The sequence below is a fragment of the Ancylomarina subtilis genome, from assembly GCF_004217115.1.
GTDB lineage: Bacteria > Bacteroidota > Bacteroidia > Bacteroidales > Marinifilaceae > Ancylomarina > Ancylomarina subtilis.
The window spans coordinates 143,334-161,922 of record NZ_SHKN01000004.1 but is presented as its reverse complement, the minus strand read 5'-3'; the positions used below and the strand labels follow the sequence as shown (position 1 = coordinate 161,922).

12 protein-coding genes are annotated in these 18,589 nt (G+C 36.8%); 1 reads left to right on the top strand and 11 read right to left on the bottom strand.

Features of this window, described 5'->3' with window-relative positions:
• Positions 1-77: 77 nt before the first annotated feature.
• Positions 78-809, top strand: a complete 732-nt coding sequence (locus tag EV201_RS14835) for a hypothetical protein (RefSeq protein WP_130308422.1) — start codon at positions 78-80, stop codon at positions 807-809.
• Between the two features lie 65 nt (positions 810-874).
• Here EV201_RS14835 and EV201_RS14830 read toward each other — a convergent pair whose 3' ends face one another.
• From EV201_RS14830 to EV201_RS14780, 11 genes are all read right to left on the bottom strand, one after another.
• Positions 875-2,164: a DUF3570 domain-containing protein gene (locus tag EV201_RS14830; protein ID WP_130308421.1), complete on the bottom strand. Its 1,290-nt coding sequence runs from the start codon at positions 2,162-2,164 to the stop codon at positions 875-877.
• Positions 2,155-2,382, bottom strand: coding sequence for a DUF4266 domain-containing protein (locus tag EV201_RS14825; protein WP_130308420.1), 228 nt, complete (start codon positions 2,380-2,382; stop codon positions 2,155-2,157). Before EV201_RS14825 ends, EV201_RS14830 begins: the two co-directional genes overlap by 10 nt.
• Positions 2,372-3,415 carry an FAD:protein FMN transferase gene (locus EV201_RS14820; RefSeq protein WP_130308419.1) on the bottom strand — a complete coding sequence of 348 codons (1,044 nt, stop codon included), beginning with the start codon at positions 3,413-3,415 and terminating at the stop codon, positions 2,372-2,374. The genes EV201_RS14825 and EV201_RS14820 overlap by 11 nt, the downstream gene beginning before the upstream one ends.
• Positions 3,416-3,419: 4 nt before the next feature.
• A complete protein-coding gene (locus tag EV201_RS14815) occupies positions 3,420-3,860 on the bottom strand; it encodes a thioredoxin family protein (protein WP_130308418.1) in 441 nt (146 codons plus the stop codon).
• Between the two features lie 184 nt (positions 3,861-4,044).
• On the bottom strand, positions 4,045-7,428 hold the full coding sequence (locus EV201_RS14810; protein ID WP_130308417.1) for an alpha-amylase family glycosyl hydrolase: 3,384 nt from the start codon (positions 7,426-7,428) through the stop codon (positions 4,045-4,047).
• Positions 7,429-7,566: 138 nt separating this feature from the next.
• The gene (locus EV201_RS14805) at positions 7,567-9,306 is read right to left on the bottom strand and encodes a SusF/SusE family carbohydrate-binding protein (protein WP_130308416.1); all 1,740 of its coding nucleotides are present in this window, start codon (positions 9,304-9,306) and stop codon (positions 7,567-7,569) included.
• Between the two features lie 2 nt (positions 9,307-9,308).
• Entirely contained in the window at positions 9,309-10,409 is a 1,101-nt protein-coding gene (locus tag EV201_RS14800) for a SusF/SusE family carbohydrate-binding protein (RefSeq protein WP_130308415.1), read from the bottom strand.
• Between the two features lie 20 nt (positions 10,410-10,429).
• On the bottom strand, positions 10,430-11,995 hold the full coding sequence (locus tag EV201_RS14795; protein WP_130308414.1) for a RagB/SusD family nutrient uptake outer membrane protein: 1,566 nt from the start codon (positions 11,993-11,995) through the stop codon (positions 10,430-10,432).
• Between the two features lie 19 nt (positions 11,996-12,014).
• Entirely contained in the window at positions 12,015-14,987 is a 2,973-nt protein-coding gene (locus EV201_RS14790; protein ID WP_130308413.1) for a SusC/RagA family TonB-linked outer membrane protein, read from the bottom strand.
• 856 nt (positions 14,988-15,843) lie between these two features.
• Complete coding sequence (locus EV201_RS14785; protein WP_130308412.1) at positions 15,844-16,977, bottom strand: SusE domain-containing protein; 1,134 nt, start codon at positions 16,975-16,977, stop codon at positions 15,844-15,846.
• Positions 16,978-16,994: 17 nt separating this feature from the next.
• On the bottom strand, positions 16,995-18,578 hold the full coding sequence (locus EV201_RS14780; RefSeq protein WP_130308411.1) for a RagB/SusD family nutrient uptake outer membrane protein: 1,584 nt from the start codon (positions 18,576-18,578) through the stop codon (positions 16,995-16,997).
• Positions 18,579-18,589 lie beyond the last annotated feature (11 nt).

Here is an 18,589-nt window from a genome sequence, read left to right as displayed (position 1 = left end):
TAAGATCTTTTAATCTTATTTTTGTTAAAAGAGTTAAATGGATATTATTTTATTTATAAACCTGATGTAATATTAGTATGAAGATTTTTAAACAAACTTTACTTGCATTCATAGCTATCATGTGTTTTGTATCTTGCGATAAAGATGATAGTGAGTCAAAAAATGAGCTTGAAACAAAGGCTAGTATAAATGCAAAATGGGTCGTTGAAGGGACCAGCGAATTTAAATCATTTGAGTTTAATGAAAGTGGCAACTACATTATTGTAAAAGAGGGTACGGTGAAGTCATCTGCTAGTAACTCAATATTGTTTGGAACCTATGAGTACGATGCTGACCAAACAATTACCCTTTCAGAATTTGGAACCATAAAGATTTCGGATTATGGAACCGATCATATGAACTTTGTTGTGGAATTGAAGGATGGAACAGAGGAACCTGTTTCTTTGAAAGCTACAAAAAAGGAGGAGATGGGAAGCTCTGAAAGGACTGATTTGTTATGTAGAAGTTGGAAATTGATTCGTATAAATGATGTTAATGTTGAGGGAACAGAGGAGGAAATAACCGTTCTTTTCTCGAAAGCAGGGACTTATTTTGTTGAGTTTGTAAACCCTAATCCGGATGTGTTGGGTGGCTTGGCAGAATGGTCTTGGAGTAACAGCAGTAAAACCGCTATTAATTATTCTTGGACTCAATATGGCGAAGGAGGAACTTTTGATATTGTAGAATTAACAGATAACTCATTGAAAATTTTAGAAGAATTTGAAGGGGAAGAAAGTGAAATGTCGACTTTGGTTCCTTTAAATAATTAATTTCGAATTATCCGTAAATAAAAATGAGTAAAGAGTTAGTACGCCTCTTTACTCATTTTTTATTTTTAGAAAGTAAAAGCAAAATCGAGGCTAACCAACCAGGCATTTAAGCCATCACTTCTATCGTAGAAGGCAGTTCTTAAACCAATACTTTTTAACTGAACTTGTTTGTTTTTTACAAAAGGCGGTTTGAACTTACCGACTCCCAACAGGGGTGAATATTGTAAACCTAAACCTATTTTTGTGCTGCTTAAATCTGATAAATCGTAGTCTGAAGTATAAAATTGAGTTTCTTTTGCATCCACCATTGCTTTACTCACCTGACCAAATTCATAGAAATAATCAGCTGCGGTTTGCGTGTGATATCTGAAGAATGGCGAAGCAATTAAGGATGGTGTGATTTGCATAGGCAGTTCGATACTTGCTGTATGAGCTGTAATCCCCCAACTATCCGTATAAAAACGATAGAACGTTCTCAATCGCATAAAATCGTTCAGATAATAATTCAAACGCATTGAAATTGGAATCTTAAGACGATTGTCATCCAACATTTCGACATGACTGAAATCTCTTAAATTATCGTCAGGAACTCCATTAACATCATCGAAAAAGACCCGATGGAATGGTGTACTTAAGAGACCTGATTGAGAAACAACTTCAGCTGAAAATAAGGCTTGTAAACGCTTGTTGATGACTTGCGAGTACGATAAACCAAATTTCATTGTTGTACGCTTATCATCTTTTAACCAATTTGTACCATCTCTTCTTTCGTAGGGGTATAATAATTTCCATGAATCGTTCATATACAAGGCATCAAGGCTTAGCGAACGGTTCTGATCTTTGGAATTAATCGTGTAAGAACCACCAAAGTGAAATGATGTGACATCAAATTCGGCTGAAAATCCAGCCATTAAGCTATAAGCATTTCCAGAATTCCTCAAATCTCTGTTGTAGGCTGCATTGATATGAGAGCGAACGTCTTTTCCGGAGGCTCCGGTTTTACGACCTTCGAAATAATCGATGTTATTGGTAGAAGCAGATGTGTAAAAGTCAATTCCGAAATTCAAATCCAGATTCGATACTGAATCTAAAGGAACATGCACCACAAAAGTTGGGGCTACATTCTCAAGTTTCTCTGTGCCACGTCCACCGGTAACGGGTGAATGATCGCCATCCTGCTCATAATAGTTTAACAGGAAATTGGCTTCAGCATCCTTGAGTTTTGTTTTGGATTTTTTGACTTTTTTCTGACTCTCATTTTGTTTGTCATCAATGCTGTTTTTATCAGTTTGAGCCATTAGGGTATAGGACCCGGCTAAAATTGTAGCGAGTAATATTATTTTTCTTAGTTGCATCCACAACCTCCTCCTGATTTACCCCCATTTGCTCCGGCGGCACCTTCTCGGTATGATTGAAAATTTGATTCATAGCTTTCAAGCTTTTTGGCTCTTAGAGCCATGGCCTCGTCGTTTAGATAGGCTTTTTGATAGGCTGCAACTGAAACGCATGAGTTGAGTCCAAACAATAAGCCTAAACTGGCAAGAAGCAGCTTTGTCTTATTTTTATCGCGCATGTTTATCTCCAATTTTAATTTGGTATTTGTGATTCGTAATTGGTTTCTTTATATAGTCTAAATGTAAATTTTCTGAGGTGAAGAGTTCTTGATTGTCGGTGATAAGCAGACATTCTATCCCGTTTAATCGATTAATTAATTCGAGACCTTTATCTTTCCCCAACACAAAAACAGAGGTGGCCAAGGCATCAGCAAGCTCGGCGTTAGGGCAAATGATACTGACACTACATAGTCCTCTGACTGGATATCCAGTTCTGGGATCGATGATATGTGAATAGCTTTGACCATTTATAGTGACAAATTTCTCGTAATTCCCTGAGGTAACAACAGCGGTTTCGTTAATGTTGAGCCATGAGAAAATCTTATCTTTTTCTTTAGGATTGACAATACCTATTTTCCAGTCTTTACCGCCTTCATCTTTTCCCCAACTGATTAAATCGCCTGAGGCATTGACCAAAGCTCCGGTCAGGCCCATTTTCGACATAATGTCCAAAGCTTTATTGGCAGCGTAACCTTTACCTATGGCACCAAAGCCAATTTTCATTCCTTTATCCTTCAGGAATACGCTTCTTTCTTCAGGATTTAGGATGATATTTTTGTAGTTGATTTTCGATACTGAAGCCGCGACCGTAGCCGAATCGGGGAGTTCTTTCATTTCTTCATCAAAATGCCAGACTTTATCAAGTGAGGCGTAGCTGATATCGAAAGCTCCTTGTGTCAAGTCCGAAATTTTTAGCGAACGACGAATCAAATTGAATAACTCCTGATCAACAACGACAGGTTTTATACCCGCACTTTGTATGATCTCCGATGTTTGAGAATTTGGATCCCATGAGGAAATTAATTTCTCAATTCGTTTGATTTCAGAAATACCTGCTTCAATAGCACTGAGAGCTTTTTCCTGATTTGGACTTACAGCTGTAATGTCAAACCGGGATCCCATTAAAAGAAGAACCTTTGTGTGAGATTCTTTCTGACCAAAGGAATTCAGTGCAAAAATCAGAAATAATAATGTGGTAATATTTCGGATCATAGGATTACTCAATCAAGCTTTTAATGTGATCAACATACTGAGTTGGGCTCAGGTTTTTATAGCCCGTTTTCGCAACAATATTCATGTCAGAATCCATAATGATAATGGTGGGGAATTGACCGTCTTTATTGTATTTTTCAGCCAATTGTTCGTTGTATAGGGTCTGCTCAGCAGTCAGTCTATTCTTTTTTTTCCTTGGAAAATCAACATCAACAAGGACCAGATTTTTGTCTGCAAAAGTTTTAAATTCCGGACTTTCCAGTATTGTCTTTTTAAGAATCATACAAGATCGACACCAATCGGATCCTGAGAAATTCATGAAAATGAATTTTCCTTCTGTCTTAGCTTTTATTTGAGCATCTTCTAATTGATTTCCTTTTGCGAAACTGGTTGAAAGGCCTGTAATTACCAGGAAAAAAACGATTAATACAGTTTTGTAATTCATAGTGTTTTTGTTCAAAAATTAAAATAATACTGCCAAATATAGTGAATAAAGTATTGAAATATCTAGATGTGTTGTTAAAAAATATAAATATATTAAGATTTTATTTTCTTAAAAGATTTGGGCTTTCTGGATGAAAAAATCCCACTCAACAGGTTGAGTGGGATTATGATGATCAATTAAACATTTATTCTTTTATAAATTTTCTTGATAAACGACTATTGTCCTGGAAATCAAAGACGATAATGTAAATACCTTGATTTAAGTGGCTGAGATCAAGTATTTCGTTGCTATTCGGGTTATTCTTATAAAGAATTGTCTTTCCTGTAAGACTGTAAAGACTGACACGTTTTACCTGGTTCAAATTATCCAAATGCAGCATGTTCTGTACAGGGTTTGGATAGATGTTTAATTCTTCATCCACAACATCTTCAATGCCTGTTGAATAGTCAATTTGCTCAGAGTATGCTGAGTATACCTTAGATCCAGTAGGTAATTCATCGCTTATAGCAACAGGTGTTACAGAGAAACGCAAATAGCGCCCCACATCCTGACGAGTAATTGTGTATTCAAGTGTATTGGCTCCTGTAATAGCCACTTCGTTGGTCCCGGATTGATCATCTGCAAGGTACCATTGGAAAATTGAATTGCTTTCAGGATCTTCTTCAGAATCAGAGTATTCATAAGAAGCAGTTATAACAGCGTCCTGTACGAACTCACCATTAATAGCTACATTACTAGCAACAGGAGGATTCACAAGGGAAACTATTTTATCAGAGTAAGTACTATAGACAATATCTCCTTGTAATAATTCCCCAGTTTGTGCTACAGGAGTAACAGAAAATCGAATAAATTTGTGACGATCATCCGCACCAGGATTGTAAGATATACCTGTTGCACCCGTAATTCCTATTTCATTTGTACCATTGACATCATCTGCTCGATACCATCTATAAACTGATGTTCCTTCTAAATCTCCATTTGCGTCGGAGTAGGAGTAGGAGGCTGTCAGTGTTTCATTCTCTTTGGCAGTTCCGGTTATAAGAACATCGGATGCTTGGGGAGCTGAAATTACATTTGGAGTGGTTAATTGTTTTGTTGTATAGATATGGTATTCTCCAGGAGCAAGTTGTATACTGGTATCAACATCTGTTACATTGATTTCTGTGCCAGAGAAGTAATCATACCACGTACCAGTTTGACTAAATTTTGGAGAGATACTACCTGTTTTTACATCGAAGTTACCAATGATGCGGACATCCATATCGGCGTGGTTGATCTCAATTTGCTTTAAAGCTTGGCTGGTATTCAGGCTAAAATCGTCAGATTCAAATGCAACTTCTTCCTTTTTAATTTTAGCAAGTGCTGCAAACACCTGGAAAACTCTTTTTCGGTTTGGATCATCTTGATATTCCCAATGAATTGGTTTTTTACCAGTACGTCCGTTTTCATCAATGGAAATGTCATAACCTAATTCGCCAAACTGCCAGATCATTTTTGGTCCGGGAATGGTTAAGAAGAAAGCAGCAGCGGTTTCGATTCTAGAAAGGGCAGTCTTCAGATTTCTGACATTATAACCATCCAAAGAAGAACCTTCTGATAGATTTCGGTACATCAAACGTTCTTCGTCGTGACTTTCCATATAGCTGACCACTTTAGGGCCATCCCAGCCTCTGTTTTTCCAAGAAGTCCAACTAAAATTTGAACTATTACCCTTAGTAGCTTCGCTATAATCATGATTGGCATTTCCCCAAAGCATAATTCCATGAGCCGCCAGTTCCTTTTCTTCAGAATTTTCTGATAAGTGTTCGAAAATAACGACGGCATCTGATTTTACATTCCATATTTCTGTAGCCATTCGTTTTAATATATCAATCCGCTGCTGATCGTATTGACTTCCCCAGGGATCTGTTGAATTACTATGTGGTGTATTTGAAAACCCCTTTGTGAAATCGAAGCGGAAACCATCTATATGATATTCAGTCATCCAATATGAGTTAATTCTATCAACCAAATCTTTAGTTGCCTGACTGGTATGGTTGAAATCGTATCCCCAATGGGCATCCGGGTTTTCGAAATTGTTCTCAACATTGTACCATGGACTATCGGCAGTAGGCTTAGTACCATCAAAATACATACGAAGAAAAGGGGATTGCCCAAAAGAATGGTTTAGTACCATATCCATCAAAACGGCTATTCCACGTTTGTGACATTCGTTGATAAAGGCTTTGTAATCCTCTTTTGTTCCGTAAGCTTTATCGGGTGCAAAATAAAAGGATGGGTTATATCCCCACGAATCATTGCCTTCGAATTCGTTGAAAGGCATTAATTCAATCGCATTAATACCCAAACGTTCCAAATAATCTAAAGTATCTTTTATGGTTTTAATATTGCCTGTAGCAACAAAGTCGCGAACATGCAATTCATAAACAACAAGATCCTTTTTATCAGGAATAGTGAAGCCTGAATCGGTCCAGCTGTAGCTTGTTTGCGCAGTTTGGAATACACTCGCAATTTCACTTGTTTTATCACTAGGGTATGTAATTAAATTAGGATAGGTTGTATTGGATATGTATTGATCGTTCCAAGGATCTGATATCTTGTCGGCATATGGGTCTGCAATTTTAATGTCTCCATCAATAAGATATTGGAATATATATTCTTTACCAACTTGGAGGTTATTAATGGTCACCCAAAAGTTATCTCCATCCTTTTTCATTTGGTACATGTTATCAAGTTTCCAATCTGAAAAATCTCCAATGACATATACATATTCCTTATTAGGAGCATACAGTACAAGTGTTACTGAGGTATCATCAATATAATTGATACCAGCAGTTACATTGGCTGGCATGGTTTCATTTACAACATCATCGCGAACGAAGAAATTAACTGTATCTCTAACTTCTTCCGAACCATCTGAGGCAACAGCTACCAACTCATGATTGCCAGCAACGTCAGTATTAATGATTTTACTAATTTCGGTTTCTGTGGTAGTTTCATTTTCAACACCATCAAGAAATAGGATTAAGTTTGTGCTGGCATTTGATTGTATTGTTACTTGTAAATCTTCATTTTTTTGAATGACTTTATTGTTAGCAGGAACAGAGAAGCTAACATTTATGCCACCTTCGCTTACATCTGCAAATATATCTGTTCCTCCATCGCCTTTTCCTTCTTTTGAGCTATCAGAAGAACGGAATACGAAAGCCATTTTTAATATTTTCTCACCAGCAGCAACACCATAGTATTCGCGTATGTTTGGTAGTATTTTTAGTTCCCACTTGTTGTTACCCAGCGAGGTCAATTTGTATTTGGCACTGTTGTCTCCCCAAGTTGGAGCGTATTTCCAGTCTGTATCGTTTGTACTTTTATCTGTAATTACACCAGTATGTGCATAAACATCTCCAGTGAAATCCTTTAAACCTCCGGTTCCTAATGTAGCGTCATAAGTGATGGTTACTCCATCACTTTCGGTTGGAAAGGCGGGAGAGGTTGTTATGATTTGTGCCTGACTAATGAATGACATTAGCAGGAATATAAAGGTAAGGTATGTGTAAAGTTTCTTCATAATCAGAACTTTGTATTGATTGAATTCCGTTTGGTTTCAGTATAAAAAAATGCAATCAGCAACCAGAATAGTTACCAATTGCATTTAATTATTTGAAGCAGGGTAGCCTCATGACTACCCTACATGCTTATAGTTTTATTAAGGTGTTGTGATCGAACCAGCTCCGGTTAAGAAGTTAAGAGAGATATTGTCACCTGCAGTAACATTTACTCTATCCTGGTCACCACCAGTTCCTCTGAATTCAATTTTGTCATTAAGAACGATGAATTCAGCTTGCCACCAATCACAGTTCAATGTTGGTGCATCAACATACATTCTTAATTCGCCATCGTTAGGAACTCCATCAAATTTAATTACTTTATTGGTATTGTCAACAGTGAAAAGATCAGCAGGATCTCCACCATCCCAACCACCAAATACATTACCCATACCGTAAACCTTAGGCTCGGCAATTTCGATAGTGTTATTTGCTAGGTCAACAACAACCATGTAATATCCAGCTGTAGCTGGAACAGGAATGTCTGTACCACCTTTTGCATAAACTCCATTGGTTGCATCTCCATCTCTACCAAAGTCTCCACCTGCCCATGCAGCTTGAGGAGCACATTTGAAGTTTCCTGAACCTTTCATCCAAACGATTTTCCAGAACAATTCAGGATGACTGTTAACAGGAACAAATTGAAGTTCGTTTTTCCAATTCCAATCTTCATCATCCGGACCAACTCCATTACCGGTCATGTATAGTTCTGTTGGGAAAACAGGTTTAGCTTCAATACTATAAGTCCCAGCATTAAGGTCGACTGTAATGTTATAAACAGCATCAGCACCATCAAAAGTTATGTTATCATTCTTTCCTTTAGGAGCTAAGATACCAGACTGACCTTTTTCGGCGATGTTACCCCAATCAAGATCGCCCCAGCTCTGTTGGCCAATAAATTTGAATTCAGCACCATCTTGTAATTCTTTTTCAATAGTGAAAACACCTTCACTTTTCTTGGTCATTGCAACCGCATTGCCAGCATCCCAAAATGGATCTGTAGAATTGTAACCACCTACCATATAAATATTATCGTAGTCATATCCATAAGTAGTTGATTCTACCATATAAGGAGCTATAGATAAATTACTGCTTACAAAGTCAGCCGTTACGGCATACCATCCTGTTTCACCTGTAAACTTGAAGTTTCCTGCATCATCTGCAGCCGCTTCAATATTATCAGAAACAGTAGCAAATTTACCGAAGTTATAGTCATAACCATCATCTGCTTGTTTGTCTGAAAATTTAAATAAACCATCTTTTGTCAGCTTTAGGTATTTGGTAAATATATTGTCTTTACCATAAGCTTTTAAGGCTCCACTTACTTGTTCTGTAGCAGTCGCTGTTCCGTACATAAATAGTTCTGCAGGGATAGGTACATCAAGATATGGAGTCACCTTCATTGTAAACGAAGCAGTGTACAAATTATCAAGATCCTCATTAGCAAAAGCTCTGATTCTTACTTCAAGTTCTACCTGTTTAGCTGGAGCATATCTGCTCGAAATAAGAGTATTTAAATCTCCTACTTTAATAGATGTTTCAGTTGTTGCTACACGATCAAATTCCAATGGGTTTTTAAACTCATTATTTACGGTATCAACCTGAACGTAGTATCTAACTCCAATAGGATCAGCGTATGTTGCAGCAGACCAGCTTAAATCGACTATAGTATCTTTTTCATTCTTTTTCATAAGAATCAGATCTATAGCCTCAGTTACTTCTTCAAGTACCGGAGCTGTTCCTTGAACAGGCGCGGTTACATTTGGTGTTTCAAAATCGTCTTCACAGGCGATAAAGAAAACAGCCAATAGTGATATAAATAAATATTTAAGATTCGTCATTTTTATTCAATTTTACCAGTTTGATTAATAAAGTCAAGCTCTATAGTCTGTTCACCTGCGTTAATATTTAATCTTTCCTGATCATCACCGTCAGCTCTGTATTCAATTTTGCCATTAAGGAATATGAATTCAGCGTGCCACCAGTCTGAAGCGGAAATATAAGGATGTGTTACATGAAGTCTTAGTTCGCCAGCTGAATAACTTTTGGTTAAATACATCTTTTTATTATCAGCATCTAACTTAAATTTGTTCTCTTCTGTAACAGAACTTGTAGGCCACACGTCACCGATGGTAGGTCCGCATACATAAACATTAGCAGGCTCTATCATTAGTTTATTAGTTGCCAGATTTACACCCACAGTATAATATCCTGCAGTTCCTGGTACTGGAATATCTTCACCTCTGTCTTCAGGAGTCCCCGTATTAGTTCCTAATGTATATTCCCCATTAACAGAATCTCCAATCCTTCCTATAACTCCCTTGTAGTTTTCATCAGAACACAATTTAAAGCTTCCTGAAGCCTCCATCCAAACAATCATCCAGGCATCATCTTCACCCCAGACTTTATTTAGTTTAAGTTTGTTGTTCTGTGCGACGCGTCCTACACCATCACCAAACAGATAGAAGGTGTTTGGTGCAAATAGGATATCCAGATAAGGTGTTGTTTTAAAGTTCACTACCGAAGAATACTGAGTTTCAACTCCATCTAGTGAGTTTGTCATTATTCTTGCATAAACTGTAGTTTCTACATCTACAGTTAATTCTAGGGATTCTGTAAGTAGTTCATTAATGGCTCCTACAGTGAATGAGAACGTGTTTTCAGATGCACCAATATCAAAACTAACAGGTTTAGAAAAATCAGCTGTAGTTGAAAATTGAAGGGTATCTGTTACAACAATATCTATTCCATATGAAGCAGGTGTATACGATACCTGAATAGTCTCAGCTTTTATAGCCTTTGATATCGCTAAAGTCTCACCAAAGCCTGCAATATTTGAGGCAGGTACATATTCTGACTCATTTAACTTCAAAATATCATCATCTTCGCATGAAAAAAGGCTTACTGCGAGAAGTAATATTAGTATATATTTAAAATTCTTCATAACGTATCATTTAATATCGATTAGTAACCTGAGATATTCGACAGATTTGGATTTGCATTTATGTCTGAGGATGGAATAGGAAACACATTATATTTTGCGTCTGTAGCTTTACCATCAACAACAGCACCTTTCCAAGGCCAATTGTATGTGCCTCCGGTTAATTTTCCAAATCGAACAAGGTCAGTTCTTCTGTGACACTCCCAGTAAAGCTCACGTCCTCTTTCGTCAAGAATAAAATCCGGAGTTAAATCTGATTCAGTGATGTTTCCTGATGCATCGCCATATGCTCTTTCTCTAAGTTTGTTGATGTAAATTACAGCTTGCCCTTTTGTTCCACCAGAACCACCACGGAGGACTGCTTCTGCATATACCAGGTAAAAATCAGCCAATCTGAATAGTGGAAAATCGGTATCAGGGAATGATAGGTTTGAACCAACAGCTCCTGTCGATGTAATATTCTTAAATTTACGTAGTGCATACCCATCTCTAAAGTTGAAAATATCTGCTATTTCCAGATTTTGTCCTTCGGTATAGAACATGCCTCTCTTATCTGTGCCTGTAGCGTCAGGGAACAGTTCAACAAAAGCTTTGGTCGTTCTGTTACCACCCCATCCACCGTCAATACCAGATTCGCTTGCAGGCATATCGCCTCCAACAGTAGAGTGAAGTAGGAAAGTCATACCTCCCCAGGTTTGAGTGCTATTACCATCTGCCGCTATTGGGAAGATGATTTCGTTAGTTCTCAAATGATTATCAGCTAAGAACAAATTGGCATAAGTGGGTTCAATTGAATAGCCACCATTAATTATTTTGTTACAATAAGTAATGGCTTCGGTATATTTAGGTTCTCCAATATATACCTCTGCATTTAAATACATCTTTGCCAAAATAGCCCATGCTAACCCTTTGTCAGCTCGACCATATTCGTTTGTTCCAGGTTCAGCCAGGTCTGTTTCAATTGCTTCTAATTCTTTCTTGATGTAGTCAAACAATTCTTTTTGTGTAGCCATTTCAGGAAAGAAAAATGAACCTATCTCATCTTCCTCGGTTACAAACGGACCACGTCCAAACATATCTAACATGTGATAATAACTTAAAGCTCTTAAAGCTCTGGCTTCATCACTAAAAGCTTTGTATTCTGATTTACCATTTGTGAGTTTAATCAGATTATTACAATAGGCTATCTGAAGTGTTATTCGATAATACATGGCTGTAATAAACTCATTGGAATTTGTCCAGTCCATATCATGTAAATCTCTTAAGTTCCCATCGTTCCAGGCACAAATAGCCTCGTCGGTTGGCAGTTCCTGATGATTCCAAAATAGTCTTAAATAAGATGAAAAACCACCATTGATACTACTGATATCCTGATCAGCGTCAACAGCTGTTTGACCTCCCACGATTAGGCCTGCATAGCATTTGGCTAAGAGTTGTTTATACGACTCTGCATCAGTTAATACATTTTCTCCAGTCTTTATATCCTCATCAAGAGGTAGCGTATTCAAATCATCGACACACGACACACATGCAAATAATAATGCAAATGCTATCATGATATAATTTGTTTTAAAATATTTCTTATCCATAATTAATAACATTTATCAATTAAAATTTCACATTTAATCCAAACAAGAATGTTCTTGGTCTTGGATATACATCATTGTCAATACCTCCGTTAACTTCAGGATCTAATCCACTATAGTCTGTAAATACAAATGCATTTTGAACAGTTGCAAATGCTCTTGCGTTCATATCAAAACCTAGAAGAGGTTTTAATAATTTAGTAAAGTTATAGCCCAGAGTAATATTATCGATTCTTAAATAGGATGCGTCTTCAAGGAAATAATCAGAATATTGTTGAGCCGTCTCAAACTTTGACTTATTAATTTCTGAAGGCATGTTGGTCAAGTACTCGTTGACTGTCATCTCCTGATAACGACCGCCTACAATAACATTGTTGTAAATCTGACCTCCAATTCCAATTCGACCGTTAAATCCAAAGTCGAAGTCCTTATATTTGATATAAGATGAAAATCCCATATTGTAATCCTGGGCAGGATCTTCAGCATAATATTTATCGGCAGATGTGATTTGACCATCTTTGTTTCTATCTACATAAAGACCTTCGATTGGTTTTCCGCTTTTATTATACACTTGTTCATATACATAAAATGTATTTAGTGCGTGCCCAACAGCATTAATTTGGATCGTATTACCAACACCAACACCACTAATGTCTCCAGTTTCAACACCTCTGTAATCAGGATCATCATAATTGGTCAAACGGGTAATCTCGTTTTTGTTATATGCAAGATTAAATCCAAGCTCCCAATACAAATTATCTTTATCCAAAACGATTGCATTAACAGAGAATTCAAATCCATTGTTTTCTAAATCACCAACATTTGTTAGTAATCTATCCGTAAAGTTTGTTCCTGCAGGTACAGGGATTGTATTTAATAGGTCTTTTGTTTTACGCTTATACAGATCAAAAGTACCATTCAGTCTGTTATTAAAGAATCCAAAGTCGATACCTGCATTATAAGTAGTCGTTTTTTCCCATTGTAAGCCTTCGTCGTATCCATCAGGTCTTATTAGAGTATAGAATTGATCCCCAAACTGGTATCTGGTTCTTGAATCACTTAATCGGTAGGTTCCCATATATGGATAGTCCCCACTATTTAACTCTTGCTGACCTGTAATACCATATCCTAAACGAAGCTTGATATTACTAATTGCCTCAATATTTTTAACAAAGGCTTCTTCACTCATTCTCCATGCAAAAGCTGCAGAAGGGAAAGTTCCCCATCTATTATCCTTATGGAATCTTGATGAACCATCTTTACGTAATGTAGCTGTAACGATGTACTTGTCCATAAATGTGTAGTTAGCTCTACCAAAGAATGAAACCAAATAGTTTTCTGTTTCATTTTTAGAATCTTCAATTTCGTCATCATTTCGATCAACTTCGAAAGCTGATGATTTAGACCAGAAATGCTGCCACTCATAACCACCCATGACATTAAATTTACTGCTTAATGATGGAAGGTCTTTATTATAAGTAAGGTAGAAGTCGACTAATTCATTCTTCTTTTCTTGAGTATAATCTCTCTTTACACCTGTAGAAGAAGCTCTAACCCATGAAGCATCTAGGTCTGTAATAACACTACCATCACTATCAGAATAGTCATAGCCCAGCTTCATACTAGCTTTTAAGTCTGGAAGGAAATGTAATTTATAGTCTGCTTGAAAATCTGCGATTACTCTTGATACTTCAGATTTATCATTTTTTTGTTGTAGTTGAGCGACAGGGTTACGTGTTCCATTTACGTTCCTTGATCCATCTCCCATTAACCATGTTGTATAGCCACCATAAATTCCAGTCTTGTTAAAAACAGATTGTGTTGGGTCATAGCGTAATGCACTACCGATAGCCCCTTTATCAGCAAATCGGTTTTCAATCATCATGTATTTTACACCCATGTTTATTTTTAAATGGTCATCTAAAAAGCTAGGGTTTAAATTTAAGGTTCCTGTAGTTCTTTGCATTTCAGAAGTTTGCAAAATCCCATTTTGATCTGTGTAACCAGCAGAAACTCGAAATGGAATATTTTTGTAAGAACCTGAAATACCAAGGTTATGCTCTTGACCTGTTGCATCTCTGTATATTTCATCTTGCCAATCTGTAGATGCCTTACCCATTAATGCTGGGTTGACTGAAGAGTTTGTTAAAGCTCTTTCATTAACTAAAGCTCTATATTCCTCAGCACTTAAAACATCAATAGTTTCTTTAATCTTACCTATTGAGAATTTATTGTCATAGGTGATTTGTATTTTTTGACCAGCTTTCCCTTTTTTAGTTGTAATAAGGATTACACCATTCGAAGCACGTGAACCGTAAATAGCAGTTGCTGATGCATCTTTTAATACGGTAAAAGTTTCAATATCGTTAGGGTTTAATGAGCTTAAAACATTACTCATCCCATCAATTGCTTTATTATCCAAAGGCATTCCGTCAATTACAATGAGTGGGTCATTACTTGCTGACATTGAAGACCCTCCACGAATACGAATCGTTGCACCAGAACCAGGAGCTCCACCATCACTGATGATTTGTACCCCAGCAACCTTACCAACGATTAAATCTTGAGGAGAACTCGTAGATCCCTGGTTAAAGTCATCTGATTTTAATGAGAATACTGCTCCTGTAGCATCTTCCTTTCTAACTTGACCGTAACCTACAATAACAACTTCGGAAAGGTTTTCGACGTCGGCACTTAAAACGATATTAACTAGTGTTTGAGTGCCAACAAGTATTTCCTGAGTTTTATAACCAATAAAAGAAAATACGAGGGTTGATGTGGCATCGGCTGTGACGGTGAATTTACCGTCAATGTCGGTACTTGTACCTACAGTTGTTCCTTTAACAACTACAGAAACGCCGGGTATTCCCATGCCATCGTTTGCATCGGTAACTGTACCAGTTACTACTCTCTCTTGAGCTTGTATAATGGTAAAAGAACATACCATTACTAACAAGAGAAGTAGTTTTCTGAACATACTAATGTTAAGTTTCATAAATGTAAATTTAAGATAAATAAGAAGTTAGATGTAATGATAGTTTTAAGAGATAGAGTTTAACTGCAATCGTTTTCGATATTAATACCACTTTATTTCATTATTCTATCAAGTTTAGATTTAGGAACTAGTTTACAATTATTGAACTCAATGTTTCCGACTATGAATTTTCCTTTATTGTATACCAATTGTTGTCTAAATCTTAAGTTAGCCTTAATTATTTTCTACATAAATATATGAAGTGCTTGATTAATCGTATAAGTTAATGAATGTTAAAAGCTTATAAAATCGTCGCAAACGTCACCGCAAACGTTTGATATATTAATATGTGTATGTTTGAATATATGTATCATAGAATAAGGTCCCAATTCATTGTTAAATTATTCCTAATACTCATCTTCAGAGTAGGGAGTAGAAGTTTGTTTGAGGTCATATTTCGTGTATTATCAATGTGTTACCGAAACCTAGCTGACATACTAATATAAGAAAAATTTATGAGAAGTGAATAAATGTTAAAAGGATATCGTGTCAGAGTATGAAATTTTATCGTAAATACTCTAATCGTTTTAAGGTTATTCAAGTTCAAGTCTGGGAAAAGAAAAAAGTGACGAACGCTTAGTGACTGAGTCTTGTAGTTTCAGGGGTAATGGTATAGGAGGGCACAGACTTGCAGATGGGTATTCCACAGTGCTATTTGAGGGATGACTTGATTCGGAATTTTCATTTATATGCCAATATATCAAAGAGAAAAGAACTAATTAAGTTTGGCGTTGAGAAATTATATCATTTAAATCACATGAAAATGGAAGTCAAAAAAAAAAGAGGGAACCCGTTTCTGGATTCCCTCTTTAATGTATTAATAAATTTCAACGGTTTTATTGTCAAGGTCAACCGTTATAATATGTTTTCCTGCAGTTCCTTTAAACCAGAGGTTTTCATCACCATCTTCTCTATCTGCTTGTAAAGCATTTTCAAGATTAGAACTTACACCTCCACTAAAAAATGGAAAGTTATATGAGGTTGGACTCCAGTCTTTTTGTCCCAGAAAGCGGAAGCGATCTACTGCAAATTCAGTAACTGTCTGATACACATTGGGAGCAATATTTACCATTTCTACAGCTTTACCAGGATCCCAGCCAGCGTCAGGAACACCTGCGCCAACTATATATATTCTGGAATTATCATCTGTATGTGCTGCATCCAGTATGATTGATTTTGTATTTAAATCGACTGTAATTGTGTATTCTCCAGGAATTCCCTTAAACCAAAGGTTTTCATCACCATCTTCTCTGTCTGCCTGTCTGGCATTTTCGAAATTATTATCAACGCTACCAGTGAAGAATGGGAAGTTGTATGAAACCGGACTCCAGTCTTTTTGTCCTAAGAAACGGAAACGGTCTACAGCAAAAGTAGTTGTTGCACGATAAATATTCGGTGCAATATTAATCATTTCAACTGCATCTCCAGGATTCCATCCCGCAGGAACAGCTGCACCCACCATATAAATGCGCGAACCATCATCATTAGGGTCTGCTAATTTGTACAAGGTGAAACTTGTTTCAATTACTTCAGAAGTAATAGGAGCAATGTTAGAAGAAATTGAAGCTGTAACTCTTAATAGAACGATCACCGGTTTTTCAGCCTCAAAATCATTTCGTACCAATATTCCGTTTACAGCACTACTTTTCAGACTTATAAAATTATTGGTTGTTTCTCCCAATTCAATAGGTTTTGAGAAATCGCCACCATCTTTATCAGCTTGTAGTTTATAGGTAATCTCAGTTGGTGCTCCAAAATCAGCATCTGACCATTTGAAGGCAAGCCTATTTTCGCCAGTGGCCTCGCTGATAATATAAGCCTCTCCATTTTCAGGAAGTTGAAGGACTGGTTGTACCGGATTAGCACTCATGTATACCTGATCTTCATCTTCAGTACAGCCTGATAATAGGGCTAATCCAGCAAGTAATGCAGAATATAATATATTTTTCATCTTTGTTTGAATTTAGATTAGTAACCAGGAGTTGGAGTTAAATTCGAATTTGAATTTAATTCGCTCAATGGAATAGGATATAGGTTGTAGTGTGAATCTACTGATTTACCATCTTTAAGACCACCTTTCCAAGGCCATAAATATTTAGAGTTACTAAATTGACCAAAGCGGATAAGATCTGTTCTTCTCATACATTCCCAAGAAAGTTCTCTGGCTCTTTCATCAATAATAAAATCAAGAGTTAAATCGGCCTCTGTAATGTTTCCGGAAGTGTTACCGTAAGCACGGGTTCTTAGCTGATTGACATATGAAGTTGCTTCTCCTATTGATCCGCCATTTCCACCACGCAAAACAGATTCAGCATACATTAAATAAACATCAGCTAAACGGAATATTGGGAAATCTGTATCAACAAAATTATCATCAGATCCATTAGTACCATCAGAATTTTTGTTGGTGTATTTTACTAGCATATAACCTTCGGTGAATTCACCAATTTGATCAATTTCCAGAGATTGTCCTTCTGTAAAGAACATTGCTCTTTTGTCATTATTCTGATCAAACTTGTTTACGAAAGCAGATGTTACACGGTTTCCACCCCAACCACCGTTAATACCGGCATTGGCTGGTACATAATCACCACCAATTGCAGCATGGATAAGATAGGTTGTTGCTCCGTAAGTTTGAGAATTTAATCCGTCGCATGCAAACGCAAATATCATTTCATTGGTTTTTAAATGATTGTCAGCCATGAATAGTTCCTCGTAACTGTCATTTAAAGAATAGAAAGGCATGATCTTTTTACAGTAATCGATACATTCGGTGTATTTTGATTCGTTGATGTAGACTTCTGCATTTAAATACATTCTTGCCATAAGAGCCCATGCAGCGCCTTTATCAATACGTCCATATTCATTACTTCCAGGTTCAGCTAACAGATTCTCAATGTCATTAACTTCAGTTTCAACAAATGTGAAGACTTCTTTGCGCGTTTTCTGCTCAGGTTTAAACTTACCTACCGGGTCTGCCTCGGTCAGAATAGGTACACTACCAAACAGGTCTAAAGCATTGTAATAAACCATTGCTCTAAGCAAACGTGCTTCAGCTCTATATTGCTCGATGTTTTTAAGATCTTCGCTAGTTAGAGAGCTAATTAGTTTTCCTGGTTCCGTATCTCTTAAATATTGATTGATGAACCCAATGGTTAGGTATAAGCGGGTGTACATATTTCCCACAAAACCGTTACCTGCAGTCCATTTTTGATTGTGAAATTCTTTGATGTCACCATCATTCCAAGCAGCAATAGCAGCATCGGTTGAGAGTTCCTGACAGTAGAATAACAAACGGGTATAAACTGTAGAACCAGGATCTCCTCCGGCTATATCAGCGTTATCTCCGGCACCTTCCTGTCCAGCAAGTACAAACGAACCGTAAAGTTTTGAAAGTCCTTGCTTGTATGATTCAGCTGAAACATAAATTTTATCTCCTGATTTATAATTAGGATCGATAGGTGTAGTATCCAGGTCGTCAACACACGAAGTTAACGTTGAGCCCAAAGCTACAGCAGCCATCAGTATATATTTTTTTATATTAGTTTTCATATCGAAATGAA